This window comes from Aestuariispira insulae, from assembly GCF_003385955.1.
In the GTDB taxonomy this organism is placed as follows: Bacteria; Pseudomonadota; Alphaproteobacteria; order UBA8366; family Aestuariispiraceae; genus Aestuariispira; species Aestuariispira insulae.
The window spans coordinates 19,990-41,456 of record NZ_QRDW01000003.1 but is presented as its reverse complement, the minus strand read 5'-3'; the positions used below and the strand labels follow the sequence as shown (position 1 = coordinate 41,456).

The window sequence follows — 21,467 nt, the reverse complement described above, 5'->3', positions numbered from 1 at the left end:
TTTATGCCAACCGGGCAGGTTCATTCCACCTTGGGCGAGATGCCTGGGACGAAAACCACTGTCATATGTCCTGAACTGGATGAATGCCGTTAATGCAAAGTCTTAATCAAGATCAACCGATGGAAACCGCCGCCCCTGTGGAGGTGGAGGGCTTGTATATCGACCGGCCGATTGTATTCATCGGCATGATGGGTGCGGGCAAATCCGTGATTGGCCGGCTGCTGGCGGACCGTCTCCATATTCCCTTCATTGATGCCGACACCGAGATTGAGGCGGCGGCAAATATGACCATCGCCGAGATTTTTGAGACCCATGGCGAGGAATATTTCCGCGATGGCGAGCGCCGCGTAATTGAACGGTTATTGCATGCGGGGCCTTGTATCCTGGCGACCGGCGGTGGGGCCTTCATGGATCCCAAGACCCGGGACCTGATCGCACGCCAAGGGATCAGTGTCTGGCTGAAAGCCTCATTCGACGTGCTTTGGGAGCGGGTTTCGAGAAAATCTCACCGACCCTTGCTGCAAAAACCCGACGCACGGGGCATTTTGAAAAATCTGATCGCGGAACGCTATCCGGTCTATGCCGAGGCATTGATAACGGTTGAGAGTGACCACATCTCCAAGGAAAATATGGTCAAACGGGTGTTTGAGGCGCTTAAATCCCATCAGGAGAAACAACGGTGAATTTTGAAACGGTCCATGTGGATCTGGCGGACCGATCCTATGACATTGTGATCGGCTCTGATGTTTTGGCGCGCGCGGGAGAGTTGATCCGACCGGTGGTGCGGCTGCCATCCTGTGTGATCCTGACGGACGAAAATGTCGCCCCCCTTCATCTGGAAACCCTGACGGCCTCCCTGGATCGGGCCGGGATCAAGCATCACGCGATCATCCTGCCCGCGGGCGAGAAAACAAAAAGTTTTGATCATCTTTCCCGGGTGATGGATGAAATCCTGGGCCATGGGATTGAACGCAAAAGCTTCCTGATCGCATTGGGCGGCGGGGTGATCGGTGACCTTACAGGCTTTGCCGCGGCTATTGCGCTGCGCGGGATCGATTTTGTCCAGATTCCGACCACCCTTCTGGCCCAGGTCGACAGCTCGGTCGGCGGCAAGACGGGGATCAATGTGGCGGCCGGCAAAAATCTGGTCGGTGCATTTCACCAACCGAAACTGGTGCTGGCGGATATGAGCGTGCTGGAGACACTGCCGCGCCGGGAGCTGGCGGCGGGTTATGCGGAAGTGGTCAAATATGGCGCGATCGACAGCCCGGATTTTTTCAGCTGGCTGGAAAGCCATGGTGCGGACCTGCTGGATGGCGATGTTGCCGCCCGCGCCCATGCGGTGGGGTACAGCTGCCGGGCCAAAGCGGCGATTGTGGCGCGCGATGAGCGTGAAGGCGGGGTGCGCGCGCTGCTCAATCTGGGCCATACGTTTGGCCATGCGCTGGAAAGCGCGGTTGGCTATGGCGGTCGCCTGCTGCATGGCGAGGCGGTCTCCATCGGCATGGTCATGGCGTTTGATCTGTCCGTTTACCTGGGGCTTTGCCCGACCGACGATGCCGCCCGGTTGCGCCGGCATCTGGCAGCGCTCGGCATGCCAACCGATCCAACCGATATTCCGGGCATGAGCTGGAACCCAGTCGATCTGATCGACCGGATGGCAACCGATAAAAAGGTGGCTGACGGCAAGCTGGTCTTTATCCTGGCGAAAGGCATCGGCAAGAGCTTCATCACCAATGAAGTGACCCGGGATCAACTGATTCATACCGTGACGGAGGCGGTAACCGCATGAGTGGCGAACTGATGGACAATTGGTGGTTTGTGGGCGGGATTATCCTGTTTCTACTGCTGTTGTCCGGGTTTTTTTCGGGGTCTGAAACAGCGCTGACCGCAGCCTCCAGGGCGCGCATGCACCAGTTGAAGAAACAGGGCGAGGAGCGGGCAAAAACGGTCCTGGAGCTGCATGACCGGAAAGACCGGATGATTGGGGCCATCCTGCTGGGCAATAACCTGGTCAATATCCTGGCATCGGCCCTGGCGACTTCGCTTTTTCTGGTCGCCTTCGGCGAGGCCGGGGTGGTTTATGCGACCTTGGTCATGACCCTGTTGGTCCTGATTTTTGCGGAGGTTCTGCCGAAAACCTGGGCGCTGGCCAACCCGAATAAATTCGCACTGGTGGTCGGGCCGATCATGCGGGTGGTCATCACGGTCTTTTCTCCCTTTACCCTGACGGTTCAGGCCGTGGTCCGTGCGACCCTGCATCTCATGGGGGTGCGCCTGCATGAAGAATGGGATGACGAGCATAAGGAAGAAGAGCTGCGCGGCGTGATTGACCTGCATGACGGGGAGGACCCGGAAACCCAGCAGGAACGCAAGATGCTCAATTCCATCCTGGATCTGGATGATGTTGAGGTCAGTGACGTGATGACCCACCGTTCGGAAGTGGTGACGCTGGATCTGTCCCTGCCGACGGAAGAGAATATCAACAAGGTCCTGTCCAGTCCGTTCACCCGTATACCGCTGACCGAAGGGGACCAGGACAATATCGTCGGGATCCTGCATGCTAAACCGTTGTTGCGCGCAATCCGCGAACAGGAAGGCAATGCGGCCGACATTGATCTGAAAGCCCTGTCCAGCCCGCCCTGGTTTGTCCCCGACAGCACCACCCTCTTGGATCAGCTGCAGGCCTTCCGTGAACGGCGCGAGCATTTTGCCGTGGTGGTCGACGAATATGGCAGCCTGATGGGGATTGTCACCCTGGAGGATATCCTGGAAGAGATTGTCGGCAATATCGATGATGAGCATGATGTGACCGTGCGTGGGGTCCATCCCCAGCCGGATGGTGACTATGTCATTGACGGTTCGGTCACGATCCGGGATCTGAACCGGGATCTGGAATGGGATCTGCCTGACGATGACGCGGCCACCGTGGCCGGCCTGGTGCTCTATGAATCACGCCTGATCCCAGAAGCCGGACAGGTCTTCAGTTTCTATGGCTACCGGTTCGAGGTGCTGCGCCGTCATCGCAACCGGATCAAGACGGTTCGGGTGACCCCGCCCGCCCGCCCGGAGGAGCATGTGGGCGAGGATTAAGGCAGGCAGGCTGCGCTGACCTATAGGTTTCCACATTGACGTGGCTGTTTTCACGCCCCATATAGGCGGGAACAGAAATAGAAAACTATAGATCAGGACAGGAGGGGCGCCATGCCATTGAGCCCGGCCGCCAAACGCCATCATATCCATACCCGGCAGGTGGAAGTTACCGGTTACATCCGCGAAGACGGATTGTGGGATATCGAAGGTCATATGACCGATGTGAAAAGCTATGGCTTTGAAAATTCGCATCGTGGCGTGATCGAACCCGGCGAGCCGATCCACAATATGTGGCTGCGGGTGACTTTTGACGATACCCTGACGATCCGCGATGCCGAGGCTTCAACCGATCATGCGCCCTACAATATCTGCTCGGATATTAACCCGGCTTATAAGAAGCTGATCGGTCTTCAGGTAAAACCCGGTTTCACCCAGGCGACCCGCAAGGTGCTTGGGGGCACGGCGGGCTGTACCCATCTAACCGAGCTTTTGGGGCCGATCGCCACAACGGCGTTCCAGACGGTGTTTGCCTCTCAGAAACATGGCAAAAGCCTGATTGGGCAAACCCTGCCGGAACCTGACCCGGATAAACCCCGCCGCAGGCCCGGCCATCTAAACACCTGCCATGCGCTCACCCTCGACGGTCCCGTCGTCAAGGAAGCCTGGTCGGAATGGTATGAAGAACCGAAGGAAAATGCGGAATAGGGGCCTAAAACCCTCTGTGCTAGAATAAACCCATGACAAAACCGTTACGCGCCGAATATCAGCTGGGCGGCGACCCGCGTCCGGAACGTCTCTGTGATCATCCTCAATGTGATCTGGCGGGGGAATTCCGTGCGCCCAAATCCCGTGAGTCTCTGCGGGATTATTTCTGGTTTTGCCTGGATCATGTCCGGCTCTATAACGCACAGTGGAATTATTGCGAGGGCATGGATACCCAGACCATCGACGATATGGCCTGGGATGATGCCTGCTGGCAGCGGCCGACCTGGCCAATGGGCACAAAAAGTGAGTACCAGAAGGGGGCTCACGCCTTTCAGGATGACATAGGTCTGTTTGATGATTTGCATCAGCGCAAACGCCAAGGCCGAAAGAAGGCGGCGCCGCGAACACCGCCGCACCCCTATATGGAAGCCCTTGAAATTCTTGATCTTTCCGAACCGTTGACCATGCAGCAGCTGAAGATACGCTACAAAGAGCTGGTCAAGATCCATCATCCGGACCTGAATGGTGGCGATGATGAGGCCGAAGAGCGGCTGAAACAAATCAACCAGGCCTATGCGGTTTTGAAGAAAAACCTGATGCAAAAGCCCGGTGAGAGCGCTATGTAGGTTAGAGAAACTGACCTATTTGAAGTGCTGGTGCGTAAGATGTTCCAAACAAGCAACCAGCAATGACGTAAGTGGAGAGGCTGATGACCGTCATGACCGACCAGGCAAATATCGATACCGACAATCTCGACACGCCGGACCAGCAGGTTTCCGTGCGCGATACTTTCGGTCTGGATTCCGACATGATGGTGCCGGCTTTTTCCGAGCGCACCTCCCATGTGCCGGAGGTGGATCCCACTTATCAGTTCGACCATGACACCACCATGGCCATTCTGGCGGGCTTTGCCCATAACCGCCGTGTGATGGTGCAGGGCTATCATGGCACCGGTAAATCCACCCATATCGAACAGGTGGCGGCGCGCCTGAACTGGCCGAGCGTGCGTGTGAACCTGGACAGCCATATCAGCCGTATCGACCTGGTGGGCAAGGATGCGATTGTGCTGCGCGATGGCAAACAGGTGACTGAGTTCCAGGAAGGCATCCTGCCCTGGGCGCTGCAGCGGCCGGTAGCGATCTGTTTTGATGAATATGATGCGGGCCGCCCGGATGTGATGTTCGTGATCCAACGTGTCCTGGAGAAAGAAGGCAGGCTTACTTTGTTGGATCAGAGCCGTGTGATCCGCCCGCATAAATATTTCCGTCTTTTCTCCACTGCCAACACCATTGGCCTAGGTGACACCAGCGGGCTTTATCACGGCACCCAGCAGATTAACCAGGGCCAGATGGACCGTTGGTCAATTGTTACCACCCTGAATTATCTGCCCCATGATGACGAGGTGGAAATCGTCATGGCGAAGCTGCCGGGCTATGACAGTAATGAAGGCCGCGACCAGTTGAATGCCATGGTGCAGCTGGCCGACCTGACCCGGGCCGGGTTCATGGGGGGGGATATCTCCACCGTGATGAGCCCGCGTACGGTTATCACCTGGGCCGAAAACGCGCAGATCTTCCAGGATGTGGGCTTTGCCTTCCGGGTGACTTTCCTCAATAAATGCGATGAGACCGAACGCCCGATTGTGGCGGAATATTATCAGCGTTGCTTTGGCGAGGATCTGCCGACTTCCGCCGGTGTGCAGCTCGCCTGAGCGCGCACTGCGGCTTTGACAAAAGGGGAAAAGCCGCAAGGAAGGTTAGGGCAGGATCGATGAGGATGGGACCAGGATGAGCAACCCCACCGACGCATTGGACGAATATAAACGCTGCGGCGCGGCGGCCTTCCGGGCGGTTTCCGAACTGCCCGAGGTGGAGGTGGCTTTTGGCACCGAACCGGCCCATATGACCGGCTCACGGGTGCGCCTGCCCGCCCCGACCAAAGATCTTCATCCCGACGATGTGGCGCGTGTGCGGGGCGAGGCCGATGGCCTGGCGCTTCGGCTCAAACATCATGACGCCCGGACCCATGCGGCCCGGCGGCCGGGCGGCGAGGTGGCCCCGGCGTTATTTGATGCGCTGGAAGAGGCGCGGATCGAGGCGGTTGGCACCAAATATATGGAAGGCGCGCGCCAGAATATGGCGACAGCCTTGGAAAGCCGCTATCAGCGCCTGGGCTATCATCGGATCAAGGACCAGGCCGAACATGCCCTGCCGGAAGTGCTGCGCCTGCTGGCCCGTGAGCATCTGACCGGTGAGGCCGCACCGGTTTCCGCAGCCGCCGTGGTGGAAATGTGGCGGCCCCATCTGAAAGACAAGATCGCCGAGACGCTTGATATCCTCTCGACCCTGACCGATGACCAGGATGCCTATGCCACGGCATCGCGCCAATTGATCCGCGATATGGACATGGATCTTGAAATGGAGGATCCGGAGCGCGGGGACGAGGGCGAGGATGGCGAAGATGCCGAGCCCATGGACGATAACCAGGCCCGTTCCGACGAAGAAGATGGCGAGGCCGGTGACGAACAATCCCAGTCCGAACAGGGCGACGGCGAAGGCGGCGATGGCGACGATATGGCAGAGGGTGAGTCCTCCGACCAGATGGAACAGGCCATGTCGGAAGAAATGATGCCTTCGCCCGGTTCCGAAGAGGGCGGCGAGAGCGGTAAACGCTGGCGTCCGGAAAATGATCTTTCTAATGTCGGGCGAGAAGCCTTCTATCGCATCTTCACCCAGGGCTTTGACGAGGTCGTGAAGGCGGAAGACCTCTGCGATCCGGAAGAGCTGGAGCGCCTGCGCCAGATGCTGGACCAGCAATTGGTCCATCTGCAGGGCGTGATCGGCAGGCTTGCCAACCGGATGCAGCGACGGCTGATGGCGCAGCAATTGCGCTCCTGGAGCTTTGATCTGGAAGAAGGCATGCTGGATACCGGCAAACTGACAAGGGTTGTGACCAACCCGACCCAGCCGCTTTCTTTCAAGATCGAGCAGGATACGGATTTCCGCGATACGGTGGTGACCCTGCTGTTGGATAATTCCGGCTCCATGCGCGGCCGCCCGATCACCATCGCTGCCATGAGCGCCGATATTCTGGCCCGCACCTTGGAACGCTGCGGGGTGAAGGTGGAGATCCTCGGTTTCACCACCCGGGCATGGAAGGGGGGGCAGTCCCGTGAACAATGGATTGCCGACAACAAACCGGCCAATCCAGGCCGTTTGAATGACCTGCGCCATATCATTTACAAGGGCGCGGACGAACCCTATCGCCGCGGCCGTCGCAATCTGGGCCTGATGCTGCGCGAAGGGCTGTTGAAGGAAAATATCGACGGCGAGGCCTTGCTCTGGGCGCATAACCGCATCATCGGGCGGCCCGAAGAACGACGCATTCTGATGGTGATTTCCGACGGCGCGCCGGTCGATGATTCAACCCTGTCGGTCAATCCGGGCAACTATCTGGAACGGCATTTGCGCGATGTGATCGACTATATTGAAACAAAATCCCCGGTGGAATTGGTGGCGATTGGCATCGGCCATGATGTGACGCGCTATTACCGGCGCGCGGTCACCATTGTCGATGTGGAACAGCTGGGCGGCACCATGATGGAACAGCTGGCCGATCTTTTTGATGTGGAACAGGGTGGGCCGGTGCGCAACCAGCGGCGGGCCGGGGCGCGATAGCCATGACGAGGATCTCTCTCTGTCAGTTTTCAGGAGCACATCTCCGATCAAGGTGATCTGCTCCTGGTGGCTACATATACTTGCCTATTGCCTCCCGGACCCCAGCGCGGTGGCCGGGGTGACGGAAGAATGTAGGACATCGGTATTTAAGCCGCCTGCACCTCGGTCAGGAATTTGCCGACCTCGCTCTCCAGCGCTTTTGATTTATCCAGTAGGTCATTGGCGGCATCGACAATGCGGCCGGATTCCGTGCCGGTCTCACTGGCGGCGTTATTGACCGCAGCGATATTGCTGGAAACCTCCGTGGTGCCGGCCGAGGCCTCCTCCACATTGCGGGCGATTTCTCTTGTGGCCAGGGTTTGCTGTTCGACTGCATCGGAAATAGCACTGGCGATATCGTTAATTTCATCCACCGTGTGGGCGATGGCACCCAGCGCGTCGCCGGTCTGACGGCTGGCCACCTGGATCTCGCCGATATGATCGTTGATCTCTTCGGTGGCTTTGGCGGTCTGGTTGGCCAGGTTTTTCACCTCATTGGCGACCACGGCAAAGCCCTTGCCGGCTTCGCCTGCGCGCGCCGCTTCGATGGTGGCATTGAGCGCCAACAGATTGGTCTGTTCCGCAATGTCGGTGATCAGGCCAAGAACCTCGCTGACCTTTTTCACCGCGCGCGACAGATTGTCGACCGACGCATGGGAGTCATGGGCCTGTTTGACCGCCCCGCTGGCGACCCGTGTGGCATTTTGCACATGACGCGAGATTTCCTGTTCGCTCACCGCCAGCTCCTCGGCGGCAGCGGCCACGGTCTGCACATTGGTCGCGGCCTGTTCGGCGGCGGCGGAAACCGTCATGGCGCGCTGGGCGCTTTCATGGGCGCTGGAGGAAAGCTGTCCGGCCGAGCCATTCAATTGGGTGGCGGCGGCGGAGACCGACCCGACCACCACCCCGACGGATGAGCGGAAATCGTCGGCCAGCTTGCTCAGCATGGCGCGCTTGGCGGTCTCGGCCGCTGCTTTGGCGGCGTCCTGCTCGGCTTCCAGACGTTTGTTTTCGATCAGCTTTTCCTTGAAGATCAAAACCTCGCGCCACATATCGCCCATCTCGTTTTTCCAGCCCTGATGGGGAATGTCGACAGCCGTATCGCCATGGGTCAGACGGCCCATAATGCCGCGCATTTCATCGAGCGGATGCACCAGATGAGACCGGGTCCACCAGATATTCATCAAGGCCATGACCAACAGGATCACCACCACGCCGGCCAGGCCGATATTGGCAATCAGGCTCAGGCTGGCCAATTGATGTTCCATGGCATTGACCAGGGCATCATTGCCATCGGCCATGTCCCGGACATCCTCCCAATGCTGGTTGACCGCCTGCGTGGTATCGATCACCAGAAAGGAGATCCCGCCCAGCAGGGGCACGGTCAAAAACAGGACCGCCGAAAAAGCCAGGCCCAGATGGCGGATCCGATAATTGGAGATCCGAAACAGGTCAAGAATGCTCATAATGCCTCCAGCCGGAATGCCTCCGGCTTCACCTCAATGAAAACAGACACTTAAAATGGCTGGATTGAAAATAGTCAGCCCAAACCCGCGGCCATTCTATGGTTGAAACGCGATCCTGCATTGATTTGGCGCAAATTTGAAGGCAGCAAATTGAAGGGCCGGGAATTAGGGCGGTGCTGGGGTAGGTGCCGGGCGGTATTCCCCGCAACCATCAGTCAGTTGAGATTATGACAGTCGGGAAAGGTGATGGTTTTCCCGTTAGCCGCTTCCGCATCGCCCGGATCATGGGTGACCAACAGGACCGGCAGTGCGCGTGCCCGCGCCAGATCAAAGACAAACTGTCGGAAGCGTGCCCGAAGCGCGCTGTCCAGTTTGGAAAACGGTTCGTCCAGCAACAAGGCACAGGGGTCGGATAAGAGCGTACGCATACATCCGACACGGGCGCGTTGGCCCCCGGACAAGGTGGCGGGGTCGCGGTCGCCCAGCCCGTCCAGCCCCGCCTGGGTCAGGGCCTGCGCAATTTTCGCGCGCCGTTCATCCCGGCTTAATCCGGCAGGCAGGCCAAAGCCCAGATTGTCGGCAACCGACAGGTGAGGGAACAACAGGTCATCCTGAAACAATATGCCGATGCGGCGTTTTTCCGGCGGCAGATAGGTGATATCTTCCCCGTCCAGCAGAATGCGGCCGGTTGCCTGAAATTCCGGATCCAGCGTGCCGCAGATATAGGCCAGCAGGGTGGATTTGCCCGAACCGCTGGCCCCCATGATGGTGACAATCTCGCCGGGTTCGACCTCACAGTTCAAAGCCGGGAATAATGCCCGTCCGCCCAAATGAATAAGGACCTCATCCAGGATCAGTTTTTTGCTCATGCCTCTCCTTTCATGCCGCGGCGGTGGCGGTAGATCCAGTTCGGGATGCCGATGGCGATCCAGAAGCCCGCCAGCGGCAGCATGGCCTGCAGAAACGCAAACAAGCCGGCCAAACGCCGGTCACCGCCGCTGGCCAGGCTGACGGTTTCCGTGGTGAGTGTGGCATAACGCCCGGCGCCGGCAAAAATGGTCGGCAGATACTGGGCCACGGAAACCGCGAAGCCGACGGCCATGGCAACCAGGATCGGGCGCAGCAGCATGGGGATCTTGATGCGCCAGAAAACCCGGCCCGGCCCGGCACCCAGGCAAAGCGCGCTTCGGGCATAGCGGTCATCCAGCCCCCGGTAGCTTTCGGATAGGGACAGGAAAACATAAGGCAGCACGAACAGCAGATGCGACCAGACCACAGCTGCCAGGCTGCCATCCCAACCACTGGCCACCAACAGGACCTGTGCACCGAACAAAAAGGCGGTTTGGGGAATCAGCAGCGGTAGATACAGCAGCCACAGCGCTTTGGTGCCGGGTCGGATGCCATGGCGTTTTTCGGTTTCCAGGCAGCCCAGGGTCATGACCAGGGCGATGGCGGTGGCGGCAAGCCCGATGATCAGGGTGCTGGCCGCCGGACCGGTCAGTTGATCCGCATAGCGGCTCCAGTTCATGGCGGTCCACTGGCTGGGCAGGGTATCGGGGAAACGCCAACGCCTTGTCAAAGACCAGAGCGCCAATACCGCCATACAGGCACTGGCGGTGAGCGCCATCAAGCCGCCGACCAGCAGCCATACAGATGACCCGGTGAAGCGGTTATCCCGGGTGCCGCGTTCCAGCCGCCAGCGGCCCATCAGGATCACGCCGCGCTCCAACAACCACCAGAGGCCGATGGCGGCCATCACCAGCAGGCTTTGCAGGCAGGCGCCGGCGGCGGCCATAAATTGTTGGTCCAGGTCCGGATCGTTGAACCAGCGGAGGATCAGGATACCCAGTGTCGGGCTGGTGGTTGGCGTTAGGATCAAAGCCACATCGACCACGGAAACGGAAAAGGCGATCACCGCATAGACCGGCAGGCGCAATCGGCCATATATCTGCGGCAGGATGGTTTTCAACCAGGCCTCGCCGGGTCGGTACCCAAGGGACCGTGCCACGGCCAGGTTTTGTTTAGTGGGAATCTGGCCAAGTGCGCCAATGGTCATCAACAGCAGGAATGGCACTTCTTTCAGGACCAGGGCGGCCACCAGGCTCACCCCAGCAGGATCAGGACTGAGGGTTAAATCGGCCGGGCGGTCCCAGCCGGTGGCCCAGGGAGAAAGGGTCCGGACGATCCAGCCGCTTGGGGAAAACAGAAACAAAAACCCGACCGCCAAGGCCGTGTGAGGGACCGCCAGGAACGGGCCCAGAACCCGACGCAATCGGGCAAAGGCAGATGTTTGATAGAGACTGGCAGTGATCAGGCAGACGATGGCAAAGGAAAGCAGACTGGCGGTCAGACCGGTCGCGAGCGACAGCAGGGACGCATGCCAGATACCCGGATAGGCAACCAGCTGCCGCCAAGGCTCAAGAGAAAGATGATTCCCGCCAAGGGCCGGCAGGAAATGAAAAGCGGGCAGCAAAGTGCCCAAGATGCCTGCTAGGATCGGCAGCATGAAAGCGGCCAACGTTACAAGCGGAAATAGTTTCAGCCAGCGCCCGGTATTGGGGCGCTGGCTGAAGGCGGAGGTTTTCTTGATGGAAACGTCAGCTGCCATAGCGGCGCAGCCAGGCTTCCTCAATCATGGTCATCCAGCTCGGGTGCGGTTCCGGCAGGGTCGCGCCCAGTTCGGCATCGCTTAGGGTGGCCACACCGCGCGGGATGGCGTCAAACAAGGCTTTGTCTGCAGCACTCAGCCGCTGATAGGCCAGCACGGTTTGCTCACCCCAGTGATTGGGATCCTGTTTGCGTGCCTGGGCCTCCGGACTCATCAGGAAATTGGCGACAACCATCGCGGCCTCTTTATGGGCCGCGTTGAAGGGGATGGCGACAAAATGGGTGTTGCCGATGGTGCCGCCCTCCAGCACATAACTGCGGGTGCTTTCCGGCAGCAACCCTTCCTTGATGGCATTGGTGGCGGCCCCGATGTTAAAGGAAAATGCCACATCCAAACTACCATCATCCAGCATCTGGATCATCTGGTCACCATTGCGAGGATATTCCTTGCCCGCTTTCCAAAGATGGGGCGATAAGCTGTCGAGATAAGACCACAGCGGGGCCGTGACCTGGTCGAAATTGTTTCCTGCCGGTTGCAGCAGGGCGTCACGGTTTGGGCTGAGCTCCATCAAAGCCTGTTTCAGGAAGGTGCTGCCGTGGAAATCCGGTGGCGCCGGATAGCTGATGCGGCCAGGGCTGGTCCTGGCATAGTCCAGCAGGGCGGGCATGGATTTCGGCGGGTTTTCAAGGCGTGCGCTGTCATGGATGAAAATCAGTTTTGCCATGCCCCAGGGCGCTTCCAGTCCCTCGGTCGGTACGGTGAAATCCAGGATGGTGGTGGGTTTCAATGCCGTATCCACCAACTGGAAATTCGGTAGATTTTCGACCCAGGGGCCGTACAGCAGATCGGCATCCTTCATGGCCTTGAAGTTTTCTCCGTTGATCCAGATCAGGTCCACTGTGCCGTCATCGGTGCGCCCGGCGGTTCGCTCCGCCAGCACTTTCCGGACGGCTTCGGCTGTATCACCCAATTTCACATGGACCAGGTTGACGCCATATTCTTCCGATACGCGCTCACCGACCCAGGCAATATAGGCGTTATAGCTGTCGCCGCCGCCCCATGCGTTCCAATAGACGGTCTGGCCTTTTGCCTTGGACATAATGTCCGACCATTCCCCGGCACCGGCAATTCCGGTATGTGTTGTTGCGGCAATAAGGGTTGCCGCCGCACCGGCAATCCAATTCCTGAAACCCATGTCACTCTCTTCTTGTGATCAATCGAAATCTGTTCCGCCAAGACTAGCCATCCAGACCCGCCCTGTCAGCGGCCAAATCCCGGCTACACGCGATTGTTATCCAGAGGCGGGACGCATTTGGAATATTGCATATTTGTTGCTTGCGCGGGAATATGGATCTGCTGTAGAAGCGAATGATGGAATTCCGGGCGTGAAGGTTTACGCCCTTTTGGGAGACAAAGCTTTGGCCTTTGCCATGACAGTCCGACGACGACGTATGCCCGACAACCGGTTGGAACCGGTTGTCCGCTTATGCCATGTCCGTCGGATGGCTGGGGGCTGTCTCTGAGATCTGAAAGACCAGAGACCGTAAACCCCTCTCCGGCGGGCGGAAAAGACCGCTTGATCCCGGAGACTGAAGAATGACCTTTCATATCGACGCAGAATTGTTGGATGACGCTGCCTCTATCGAGGCCCTGATCGAGACCTGTTTTGGCCCGAACCGCAAGGGCCGGACGGTTTACCAGTTCCGGGACGGGATTCCGCCGGTCCATGAATTATGTTTTGTTGCCCGGAATGAAGCCGACCGGATGCTGGGGTCGATCCGTTTTTGGCCGGTGCAAACGGGTGACGGCCGGATCCTGCCCTTGCTCGGGCCGCTGGCTGTGTTGCCGGAATGCCAGGGGCAGGGCATCGGGCGCACGCTCATCACCCATGGTTTGGGGGCGGCAGAACGCATGGGGTTCCCCGCTGTTTTGATTGTCGGAAAGCCGGATTATTATGTGCCTTTCGGGTTTGACCGGGGCCTGGCCGATGGGCTGACCTTGCCCGGTCCGGTGGCACCGCTCACTTTCATGGCCATGGAATTTCCAGGCCATGAAGGCTGTCTTGACCATTATGCTGGATTGGTCAAACCGGCGGATAACTGGAGCCATCCGGTTTTCAGCCATAAGGACTGCCTTGCATCCTAACGAATGCTGGGGCATTCTTCGCGCTTGTTTTTGAAAGGCGGAAAGGGGATTTTCCGCCAATGATGTATCGTTATTTGGGGTTTATTGGGGGAAAAGAATGTCGATCACCATTTCGCCGGATGACCGGATTGAGGTCAATGGGACACAACCGGCTGCCGATCCGGCTCCGCAAGGCAAAAATTTCGCTGTTTTCGTCTCACGGGCGAAGCTGTTCTGGATGTTGTTCCGCTTTGCGTTCCTGACCATTATCACACTTGGGATCTACCGGTTTTGGGCCAAGACCAAACTGCGCCGCTATCTGTGGAGCACGGTGGAATATGACGGTGACCGGTTTGAATATCACGGCACCGCCAAAGAGCTTTTCTTAGGCTTCCTGATTGCCCTGGCGGTCCTGTTGCCGCTGGGTATTCTGAATGCTTTTCTGAATGCGGTGGTTTTTGCTGAAGGCGGCTACGAAGCGTTCGCCTTCTTTTACAGCCTCGTTTTCCTGTTTGTGATCATGTTCCTGATCCAGTTTGCATTCTATCGCATGCGCCGCTATCAGCTCACCCGAACCAGTTGGCGGTCGGTTCATTTCGGTCTGGACGGGTCTGCGGTGAAATATGCGATCATGTCCATTTTATGGCTGCTCTTCACCATTGTGACCCTGGGGATCGCCTATCCCTGGATGCAGGCTTGGCAGACCCGTCGGATCATTGATCATGCCCGTGTCGGTGATCTGTCTTTCAGCTGTTCCGTCACAGGCGGCGCCGTCTTCAAACGGTTCATTTTGTTCTACATCGGGATCTTTGTCGCATCCATTGCCACCGGTATTTTGGGTTCCAGCGTCGAGAAGGTGGGCGCGACCGGCCTGGAGGCCGTTTTGCGCGGCATTATTCCTATGTTCCTGACGGTCGGCTATATGGTTGTCGGCGCTTTATTGCTCCGGATTTCCATTTTCCGCCTGACGGTCAATAATATGCAACTTGGCGGGCATGCGATCGGGGCGACTTTTAAATCTGCCCCCATTGTTTGGTCGGCGATTCTATCGACCATCATTGCCCTGGTTATCTATTTTGTTGCGATGGCAGGGGGGTTCGGTTTGTTGGCTTTGTTCGCAGGCGGTGTTTCGGCTCTGGTTGGCGAATTTGGCTCTGATCCCCAAGCGGCTCAACAGGTTATCCTCATGGCCTATATGTTTATTTTGCCCATGATTTTCATCGCGACCCTGTTTGCCGGGGCTGCTGGAATGGCGATCTTTGGTGTGACCGTCATGCGCACCATTGTTCCGGGCATTTCCATGGAGCATTCCGAAAAGCTGGACCAGATCCTGCAATCGGAAAATACCGGCCCGAAATATGGCGAAGGCTTTGCCGACGCGCTCGACGTTGGGGCGTTCTAAAAAAGTTCTTTTAGTCAGAATGAAAGACCGAGATTGACCCTTCCGCCTCTTCGTGGGGTGGAAGGGTTGTCGTTGATGAGGGGAACCCGTTCCGGGATGGGGATCGTTTGATGGCACTTACATATGATGAACGTGTGTTGGCGGGTAGACCACAGCATAGCGGCAACCGCTCAGACAGTGGAAATGGCGGCCGTTTTTCAGCGATGGTGAGTGGCGGCACGCTGTTTGGAATGTTGCTGAAATATGCGTTGCTGACTTTTTTGACCTTGGGCATATATCGGTTCTGGGCCAAAACCGGCTTGCGCCGCCATCTCTGGGGTCGGGTGCTCTATGGAGGAGATCCCTTCCAATATCACGGCACCGCCAAGGAACTTTTCGTCGGGTTTTTGATCGCCCTTGCGGTTTTGCTGCCGCTCGGGATCATTCATCTTCTGATCAGCAGATGGATTGGAGCGGCGGATTTAAGCGGTGCTTCCAGCTTGATCAATAGCGCGGTCTATTTCTTGGTTTTGTTCGGCCTGGTGAGTTTGGCTTTTTACCGCATGCGCCGGTATCAGCTTTCCAGAACATCCTGGCGCTCGGTTCATTTCTCACTGGCGGGCAGCCCCGTGGAATATGCGGCTAAAAGCCTGCTCTGGGGAATGGCGACCCTGGCCAGCTTGGGCCTGGCCTACCCCTGGATGCTGGCCTGGCAAAACCGCCAGATCTTGAATAATGCACGTTTGGGGCAGGCCCGCTTTTCCTGCCGGGTCCGGGGTGTTGACATTCTGGTTCGTTATATCCTGTTTTACGGGCTGCTGCTGCTGCTGGGGCTGATATATACGGCTCTCTTGGCGTCTCTCTCGTCCGGCCGGGAACCGGCTGCTGCGACCGGGCCGGTGGTCTTTTTGCTCTTCCTGGTCATTCCGGTTGCCTTTATTGCTTTCCGACTGAGTGTCTTCAAACTAGTGGCCTCCGAAACTCGTCTTAATAAACATCGGATTTATGCCCGTTTCCAAACGGGCAAGGTTGTGCTTTCCGGGTTTATCGCCACATTGACGGGAGGGCTGGTTTTCCTGGTCACGCTGGCCGGTGTCATGGCCATCGGTTTGCTGTTCACGGTAGGCATGATCAGCCTCGATGGCATCGCCAATGCGGAAGGGGTTATTTTTGTGCTCTTGAATATGATGCAATGGCTTCTGCCGGCGGGCATTCTGGCAACAATGCTGGCGACCGCGGCTGCGAAATCGATTTTTTTGTCCTCTTTGTTGGAAACAGTAATACCGGGATTGAAAATCGCACAGTCCGAGCGGTTGGAAGCAATATTGGCTGGTAACCAATCCGCACCGCGCTATGGTGAAGGCCTTGCCGATGCACTGGATGTAGGGAGTTTCTAACGATGGGGCAGGCCCGGTTTCAGGACGGCAAAACAACGGCTTCCCATGTGGTGGAACTGCATTGGGATATTGAACAGTTGCGGATTGTCGCGATGGATGGCGGTGCGGAATTGGCCCGCTGGCCGTTGGATCAAATCCGCCAAGTAAACATGCCGGGCGATGATGGCCGGATTCGTCTGGCGCTCGGGCATGAACCCGGTGCCAGGCTTCTGGTCAGCGACAGTCTCGACCGTGACCAAGTTCTAGGGCGTTGTCCCAATCTCGCGATCAAACCTGAACGGGAAAAGGGCTGGTGGCGTGGTTATGCTTTCTGGGGGTCGGCAGCGATCCTCTCTATCACCGGCTTGTTCCTATTCGTTATTCCGGCTCTGTCCGGGGTGATCGCCGGTTTCGTGCCCATGGAATGGGAGCGCAAATTCGGCAACACGGCGGAAGAACAGATCCTGACCGGGCTTTCAAAACTTGAGAAGAAACCGCTGGGACAAATGACCTGTTCCACACCGGCAGGGGATCAGGCGCTGGAAAAATTGCTGGCCTCTTTAACGGGCGGCTATGGGGATCGCAGCCAACTTTCGGTCAAGGTGGTGGATACAAAAGTGCCAAATGCCTTTGCTTTGCCCGGCGAGCGCATCCTCATCTTGCGTGGATTGCTTGATCTGGCTGACGGTCCGAACGGTGTTGCGGGCGTGCTGGCCCATGAATTGGGGCATGTTCAGGAACGCCATGTCATGTCCAACGTGATTGAAACCTCGGCAACCTCCCTGCTGCTGGGCTTGGTCCTTGGGGATGTGACGGGCGGCGCGCTTTTGGTGGGTGTGGGAGAAACCGCGCTCAATTCCGCCTATGGCCGGGATAAGGAACGGGCCGCCGACGATTATGCCATTGAGCGCATGACGGAGGCGGGCTTCGACCCGGCGCCGCTGGGTGATCTGTTGACGCGCTTGTCTGGCGAATCCGGAAATATCGACGAATATCTTGTCTGGGCTTCCTCTCATCCGGCCACATCCGAGCGGCTGGCGGTGATCCGTGAGTCATCGATGGGGGGCGGGCAGGCGTTGAATGAGACGGAATGGCAGGCCTTGAAAAATATCTGCAATCCGGAATAACGCGGGGGCTTGAGTGCCCCGTGCGGCTGTGTAATAACCCACTTGTTGCGCGGGTGTAGCTCAATGGTAGAGCAGAAGCTTCCCAAGCTTAAGACGAGGGTTCGATTCCCTTCACCCGCTCCAACGCTTTCCAATGAAAAACTGATCGTCAATCGGCTTGGGGTTTCTGTCTCCCGGGCAGGTGCCGCCTTATGCTTTGGCCGATGGCGGCCAAGGTGATGGCTGCGCCCATGGCCATGACCAGCAGCAGCGCCAGGTTATAGCGTGGCAGGTTGACCGAGACAAAAGCATGCAGCCCCAACAGAAACACCGGGCCGAGGGCAAAAACCGCGAAGGTAAAAAGCTGGCCGCGCCGGTGCAGGATGAACAGGGCTGGCACCGACAGCAGGAAACAGGCAAAGCCCACGAGTTTCCCAACCCACATGCCCTGCAGCAGCAAAGGAAAAGTCACCAGGATATGTGTGGTGATTTCATTCTGCATTTTTGCCAACAGGAAGGGAAACAGATGTTCCCACCCACCGGCCTGCCGGATCATGTCCTGCTGGAATGCCCGGTTGCCGACGGAATAGAAACCGGTCGGCTCTACCAGGGACAGGCGCTGGTAGGCTTCCGTCGGAAACAGGCGCGCGGCCAAATTATCGCCGAAATCGGGCAGCCAATAGATCCAGGCGGCCAGCCATTCCTGGATCGTCATCATGTTATAGGCCAGGCGCTGTACCAGGATATAGCCTGCATAGCCATCGGTCAGGGCAAACTGACCGGTCAGCTGATGAGTCCTCAGCATCCAGGGCAGGATCAGCAGGCCAAAGAGACCACCGAGCATGGCGATCTGGGCGACGCTAATCCGGTTGAGGCGCGGGCGCAGGGACTGAATGAGCCACCAGAAGACCGCACAGGCCATCAGGAGGTAGAATAGATACAGCATGGTCGGTCGGATATAGCTGCCGAATGCCAGTGTCAGGGCCAATGCTGCCGCCAGCCTCCAAGAGGGACTTTTCCAGAAGCTGACTGCCCAATGGGCGCATAGGGACATGGCGAGCAGGAAAAAACCGTCGGACAGAAACTGGCGCGCGTAATGCGCAAATCGCCCGCTGGCCAGGATGATGATCAGGAACAGCCAAGCCGTTGCCTGGCTGCCGGTGATGTTCACGGTGGCTTGCCAGGCGGCGAAGACCGCAAGGGCGATCACAAGGCTCTGAACCGTATGGATCAGCCAGCCCGGGGACTGGCATTCGGGCATACCGGTCTGGTGCAGGGCGGCACATTGGCTGAATTGGGCGAATTCCGGGTCGGCGGCCTGAATGACTGCATAAATGAAGGCGGTACCGGGCATGAAAAAATGGTTCGGGGCCGGTGTTTTTTGTGGGGTTTCCAATGATTTGGCATCCAGGGAAAAAACACCCTTTTGTGCAATCAATGCACCGCTGGTGAGATAAACGAGCTCATCTGACAGGGGGGGATCGAACGGCTTTGCATAGACCTGCAGGATCGTGACCAGAAATGCACTGAGAAATGCAAGCCCCGCCATCTTACGCGCCGAGTATCCCTTTAAGGAGAATTGCTTGATAATTTTTTCAATCATAAGATGTTTGCGTGAATTCTGCGACCGGTCGGGAAAAGCTCAGCTGCATTCATAACTTGTTTACCATCGGATGACCATAATTGAACGGTGGCTGTATGGGCATGCAGCGAGGTTTGGTGACAAGGTCGAAACCTGAGCGCAAGATTATTGCATAGGGGACGGAATGGATCTTACCGAGCAAGAGCTGTTATCAGCACTTGAAGAGCATGCACTGTGGCTGGAAAATCCGCAGCAGGGGGCCTGCGCGGATTTCTCAAACAAGGATCTGGCCGGCACTGATCTATCGGGCCGCGCCCTGGCGGGGGCCAGCTTTGCCAGCTGCAATCTGAAAGAAACCAATCTGTCACGCGCGGATCTGCGCGGTGTCGATTTTTTCTCTGCCGATTTGACGGGCGCGGATCTGACCAGTGCGGATCTCACCGATGCGGATCTGCGTGGCGCTGTCCTGTTTGCGGTCAATCTGGCCGATGCTCATCTCACGGGTGCGAATATGCGGCGCGGGCTCAGAATGACCGAAGGTGGGGAAAGCGAGCCCGAAGTGATCGCGCAAAATTTGCGCAATGCCTGCCTGGATGGGGCGGATCTCACCGGTGCGGATGCGCTTTGTGTGGATCTGAAAGGGGCCTCTCTCAAAAATTCGAATTTGAGCGGGGTCAATTTTGAAGGGGCGGATCTGGAAGATGCGGATTTGGAAAATGCCGATCTGAGCAACGCCCACCTGGCGGAGGCCAATTGCCGCAATGCCGTATTGAGCGGCGCCAATCTGAGTGGGGCGAGCCTGCGCGGGGTGGTGATCGAGGGGGCCAAGCTGGACGGGATCCAGCTGGAAGGTGCGATCCTGGATGATCTGGATACCGAGGGCCTGAAAGAAATGCTGCGCAAGGATATTGCGCATCTGCCGATGGATGAAACGGTGCGGACCGCCCTGGAGGCTCATGTCCACTGGCTGGACCAGGAAACCGGTGCGCCGGTCAATCTGAACGGTCAGGACCTGACGCGCCTGGATCTCTCGAAAAGCCGGTTGAGCGGGGCATCCTTGGCTGGCGCGGATCTCCATGGGGTAAGCCTCAGTGGCGCCCAACTGATCAAATGCAATTTGAGCGGCTGTGATTTGCGTGGCGCGGATCTGAGTGGTGCCGACCTTCGGTCTGCGGATCTGTCCAATGCGGATCTGACCGGTGCTCTTCTCAAGGGCGCGCGCCTGCAAGGTGCGGATCTGACCGGCACGTTGGGTATCGATGGTTTGGAAGTGGATGTGTAATGGCGGTGAGTAGTTCAGCATTCATTGAGGTCGATGCCGAGATGGAAACCGGCCAGGTTACCGGCCATCGCTATTTCGACAAGGCAAGCAGTCTCCATATCATCAAGGTGAATCAGGGAAACTGCTATGTGTCCGGTCGTGAGGACGAGGTTCTGGCAACCGTCCTGGGATCGTGTGTTGCCGCCTGCATCCGCGATCCGCTGATCGGGGTGGGCGGCATGAACCATTTCATGCTTCCGGCTACAGATAATGTGGACCTGTCTTCCTGGAGCAGTCTTGTGTCGCCGGAACTGAGATATGGCAATTTTGCCATGGAACAGCTGATCAACCAGATTTTGAAAAAAGGTGGGGATCGCAGACGCCTGGAAATCAAGGTATTTGGTGGCGGCAATGTCCTGAACACCACCAGCAAAGTCGGCCATAAGAACGCGGATTTTGTTGAGCGTTATCTTCATGACGAAGGGTTTGATGTGGTGTCGAGTGATCTGCGCGGGGATTGCGCACGCCGCATTAAATACTATCCGGTCAGCGGGCGTGTGCAGTTGCAGCGGCTCGGTCAGGAAGCGGCAGGCTCCATCGCCCGGACCGAGCAAGTGCGCACACCGCGTATCCGGCCAGCGGCGGAAGAAGGGTCGATCGAACTGTTCGACTGATCACAATAAAGGCGGCTTTCCGAAATCCCATCCTGTTTATGGGGGGATCTGATTTATGGATGGGGCGATGCGCCTCCATATGTTTGTGCCAGCCAGGTGGCGATGGCAACCGGATCGGTCAGTGGCGGTTCCCCATCCCGGATGAGAACAGGCAGCCATTGATTATCCTCTCCCAACAGGTCAACAACCTCCCGTCGGGGTTTCTCAAACGGGATCCGTTTCACCGTAATGCCATCCTGCCAATGAGGGTTTAGGGTCAAAGCTCCCTCAATCAGGGCGCAATCGGCGCAAAACCACTGGCTGTCCCCCATAGCCGGATCGATAAACGGCATTTCCAAAATGAACAGTTGCGGTTTGCTCATTGTCATCTTCCCC

19 protein-coding genes and 1 tRNA gene are annotated in these 21,467 nt (G+C 57.7%); 14 read left to right on the top strand and 6 right to left on the bottom strand.

The features are described 5' to 3' along the window. Window positions 1-92: 92 nt before the first annotated feature. From DFP90_RS09040 to cobT, 7 genes are all read left to right on the top strand, one after another. A complete protein-coding gene (locus DFP90_RS09040; protein ID WP_115936153.1) occupies window positions 93-683 on the top strand; it encodes a shikimate kinase in 591 nt (196 codons plus the stop codon). Further along, window positions 680-1,792, top strand: a complete 1,113-nt coding sequence (gene aroB, locus DFP90_RS09035; protein ID WP_425452153.1) for a 3-dehydroquinate synthase — start codon at window positions 680-682, stop codon at window positions 1,790-1,792. The genes DFP90_RS09040 and aroB overlap by 4 nt, the downstream gene beginning before the upstream one ends. Then, complete coding sequence (locus tag DFP90_RS09030) at window positions 1,789-3,093, top strand: HlyC/CorC family transporter (RefSeq protein WP_245957012.1); 1,305 nt, start codon at window positions 1,789-1,791, stop codon at window positions 3,091-3,093. The genes aroB and DFP90_RS09030 overlap by 4 nt, the downstream gene beginning before the upstream one ends. Window positions 3,094-3,204: 111 nt before the next feature. Further along, the gene (locus DFP90_RS09025; RefSeq protein WP_115936151.1) at window positions 3,205-3,798 is read left to right on the top strand and encodes a DUF2889 domain-containing protein; all 594 of its coding nucleotides are present in this window, start codon (window positions 3,205-3,207) and stop codon (window positions 3,796-3,798) included. A 32-nt stretch (window positions 3,799-3,830) separates the two neighbouring features. Then, a complete protein-coding gene (locus DFP90_RS09020) occupies window positions 3,831-4,424 on the top strand; it encodes a J domain-containing protein (RefSeq protein WP_115936150.1) in 594 nt (197 codons plus the stop codon). A gap of 83 nt (window positions 4,425-4,507) precedes the next feature. Then, entirely contained in the window at window positions 4,508-5,509 is a 1,002-nt protein-coding gene (gene cobS / locus DFP90_RS09015) for a cobaltochelatase subunit CobS (RefSeq protein ID WP_245957011.1), read from the top strand. A 76-nt stretch (window positions 5,510-5,585) separates the two neighbouring features. Further along, window positions 5,586-7,475 (top strand): cobaltochelatase subunit CobT, encoded by a 1,890-nt coding sequence (gene cobT / locus DFP90_RS09010; RefSeq protein ID WP_115936149.1) that lies wholly within the window; start codon window positions 5,586-5,588, stop codon window positions 7,473-7,475. A gap of 146 nt (window positions 7,476-7,621) precedes the next feature. Here the strand turns inward: cobT and DFP90_RS09005 are convergent, their stop codons facing one another. From DFP90_RS09005 to DFP90_RS08990, 4 genes are all read right to left on the bottom strand, one after another. Further along, complete coding sequence (locus DFP90_RS09005) at window positions 7,622-8,980, bottom strand: methyl-accepting chemotaxis protein (protein ID WP_115936148.1); 1,359 nt, start codon at window positions 8,978-8,980, stop codon at window positions 7,622-7,624. A 215-nt stretch (window positions 8,981-9,195) separates the two neighbouring features. Next, on the bottom strand, window positions 9,196-9,849 hold the full coding sequence (locus tag DFP90_RS09000; RefSeq protein ID WP_115936147.1) for an ATP-binding cassette domain-containing protein: 654 nt from the start codon (window positions 9,847-9,849) through the stop codon (window positions 9,196-9,198). After that, window positions 9,846-11,588: an ABC transporter permease gene (locus DFP90_RS08995; RefSeq protein WP_115936146.1), complete on the bottom strand. Its 1,743-nt coding sequence runs from the start codon at window positions 11,586-11,588 to the stop codon at window positions 9,846-9,848. Before DFP90_RS08995 ends, DFP90_RS09000 begins: the two co-directional genes overlap by 4 nt. Next, window positions 11,578-12,783, bottom strand: a complete 1,206-nt coding sequence (locus DFP90_RS08990) for an ABC transporter substrate-binding protein (protein WP_115936145.1) — start codon at window positions 12,781-12,783, stop codon at window positions 11,578-11,580. The genes DFP90_RS08995 and DFP90_RS08990 overlap by 11 nt, the downstream gene beginning before the upstream one ends. A 401-nt stretch (window positions 12,784-13,184) precedes the next feature. Here DFP90_RS08990 and DFP90_RS08985 point away from each other — a divergent pair, with 401 nt between their 5' ends. The 5 genes from DFP90_RS08985 (at window position 13,185) to DFP90_RS08965 (ending at window position 17,719) form a co-directional block, all read left to right on the top strand. Next, window positions 13,185-13,733, top strand: a complete 549-nt coding sequence (locus tag DFP90_RS08985) for a GNAT family N-acetyltransferase (RefSeq protein ID WP_115936144.1) — start codon at window positions 13,185-13,187, stop codon at window positions 13,731-13,733. 97 nt (window positions 13,734-13,830) lie between these two features. Next, entirely contained in the window at window positions 13,831-15,114 is a 1,284-nt protein-coding gene (locus tag DFP90_RS08980; protein WP_115936143.1) for a YjgN family protein, read from the top strand. A gap of 110 nt (window positions 15,115-15,224) precedes the next feature. Next, window positions 15,225-16,490, top strand: a complete 1,266-nt coding sequence (locus DFP90_RS08975) for a DUF898 family protein (protein ID WP_115936142.1) — start codon at window positions 15,225-15,227, stop codon at window positions 16,488-16,490. 2 nt (window positions 16,491-16,492) lie between these two features. After that, window positions 16,493-17,596, top strand: a complete 1,104-nt coding sequence (locus DFP90_RS08970) for a M48 family metallopeptidase (RefSeq protein WP_115936141.1) — start codon at window positions 16,493-16,495, stop codon at window positions 17,594-17,596. Between the two features lie 49 nt (window positions 17,597-17,645). After that, a tRNA-Gly gene (locus tag DFP90_RS08965) sits at window positions 17,646-17,719 on the top strand. Window positions 17,720-17,744: 25 nt separating this feature from the next. On the opposite strand, the gene DFP90_RS08960 is transcribed toward DFP90_RS08965, so the two are convergent. Then, the gene (locus DFP90_RS08960) at window positions 17,745-19,178 is read right to left on the bottom strand and encodes a hypothetical protein (protein WP_218044627.1); all 1,434 of its coding nucleotides are present in this window, start codon (window positions 19,176-19,178) and stop codon (window positions 17,745-17,747) included. A 163-nt stretch (window positions 19,179-19,341) separates the two neighbouring features. Between DFP90_RS08960 and DFP90_RS08955 the strand changes: the two genes are divergently transcribed. Then, window positions 19,342-20,439, top strand: coding sequence for a pentapeptide repeat-containing protein (locus tag DFP90_RS08955; protein ID WP_115936139.1), 1,098 nt, complete (start codon window positions 19,342-19,344; stop codon window positions 20,437-20,439). 5 nt (window positions 20,440-20,444) lie between these two features. Further along, on the top strand, window positions 20,445-21,092 hold the full coding sequence (locus DFP90_RS08950; protein ID WP_218044626.1) for a hypothetical protein: 648 nt from the start codon (window positions 20,445-20,447) through the stop codon (window positions 21,090-21,092). A 53-nt stretch (window positions 21,093-21,145) separates the two neighbouring features. Here the strand turns inward: DFP90_RS08950 and DFP90_RS08945 are convergent, their stop codons facing one another. Continuing rightward, the gene (locus DFP90_RS08945) at window positions 21,146-21,454 is read right to left on the bottom strand and encodes a DUF3088 family protein (RefSeq protein ID WP_115936138.1); all 309 of its coding nucleotides are present in this window, start codon (window positions 21,452-21,454) and stop codon (window positions 21,146-21,148) included. Window positions 21,455-21,467 lie beyond the last annotated feature (13 nt).

What these genes read in the sequence shown, in the direction of transcription:
- DFP90_RS08985 (WP_115936144.1), top strand. Translation starts at nt 13,185, where the DNA reads ATGACCTTTCATATCGACGCAGAATTGTTGGATGACGCTGCCTCTATC.
- DFP90_RS09040 (WP_115936153.1), top strand. Translation starts at nt 93, where the DNA reads ATGCAAAGTCTTAATCAAGATCAACCGATGGAAACCGCCGCCCCTGTG.
- DFP90_RS08945 (WP_115936138.1), bottom strand. Translation starts at nt 21,454, where the DNA reads ATGAGCAAACCGCAACTGTTCATTTTGGAAATGCCGTTTATCGATCCG.
- DFP90_RS08960 (WP_218044627.1), bottom strand. Translation starts at nt 19,178, where the DNA reads ATGATTGAAAAAATTATCAAGCAATTCTCCTTAAAGGGATACTCGGCG.
- DFP90_RS08995 (WP_115936146.1), bottom strand. Translation starts at nt 11,588, where the DNA reads ATGGCAGCTGACGTTTCCATCAAGAAAACCTCCGCCTTCAGCCAGCGC.
- DFP90_RS08970 (WP_115936141.1), top strand. Translation starts at nt 16,493, where the DNA reads ATGGGGCAGGCCCGGTTTCAGGACGGCAAAACAACGGCTTCCCATGTG.
- cobS (WP_245957011.1), top strand. Translation starts at nt 4,508, where the DNA reads ATGACCGTCATGACCGACCAGGCAAATATCGATACCGACAATCTCGAC.
- DFP90_RS08955 (WP_115936139.1), top strand. Translation starts at nt 19,342, where the DNA reads ATGGATCTTACCGAGCAAGAGCTGTTATCAGCACTTGAAGAGCATGCA.
- DFP90_RS09000 (WP_115936147.1), bottom strand. Translation starts at nt 9,849, where the DNA reads ATGAGCAAAAAACTGATCCTGGATGAGGTCCTTATTCATTTGGGCGGA.
- DFP90_RS09020 (WP_115936150.1), top strand. Translation starts at nt 3,831, where the DNA reads ATGACAAAACCGTTACGCGCCGAATATCAGCTGGGCGGCGACCCGCGT.
- DFP90_RS08975 (WP_115936142.1), top strand. Translation starts at nt 15,225, where the DNA reads ATGGCACTTACATATGATGAACGTGTGTTGGCGGGTAGACCACAGCAT.
- cobT (WP_115936149.1), top strand. Translation starts at nt 5,586, where the DNA reads ATGAGCAACCCCACCGACGCATTGGACGAATATAAACGCTGCGGCGCG.
- DFP90_RS09025 (WP_115936151.1), top strand. Translation starts at nt 3,205, where the DNA reads ATGCCATTGAGCCCGGCCGCCAAACGCCATCATATCCATACCCGGCAG.
- DFP90_RS08990 (WP_115936145.1), bottom strand. Translation starts at nt 12,783, where the DNA reads ATGGGTTTCAGGAATTGGATTGCCGGTGCGGCGGCAACCCTTATTGCC.
- DFP90_RS09030 (WP_245957012.1), top strand. Translation starts at nt 1,789, where the DNA reads ATGAGTGGCGAACTGATGGACAATTGGTGGTTTGTGGGCGGGATTATC.
- DFP90_RS08980 (WP_115936143.1), top strand. Translation starts at nt 13,831, where the DNA reads ATGTCGATCACCATTTCGCCGGATGACCGGATTGAGGTCAATGGGACA.
- DFP90_RS09005 (WP_115936148.1), bottom strand. Translation starts at nt 8,980, where the DNA reads ATGAGCATTCTTGACCTGTTTCGGATCTCCAATTATCGGATCCGCCAT.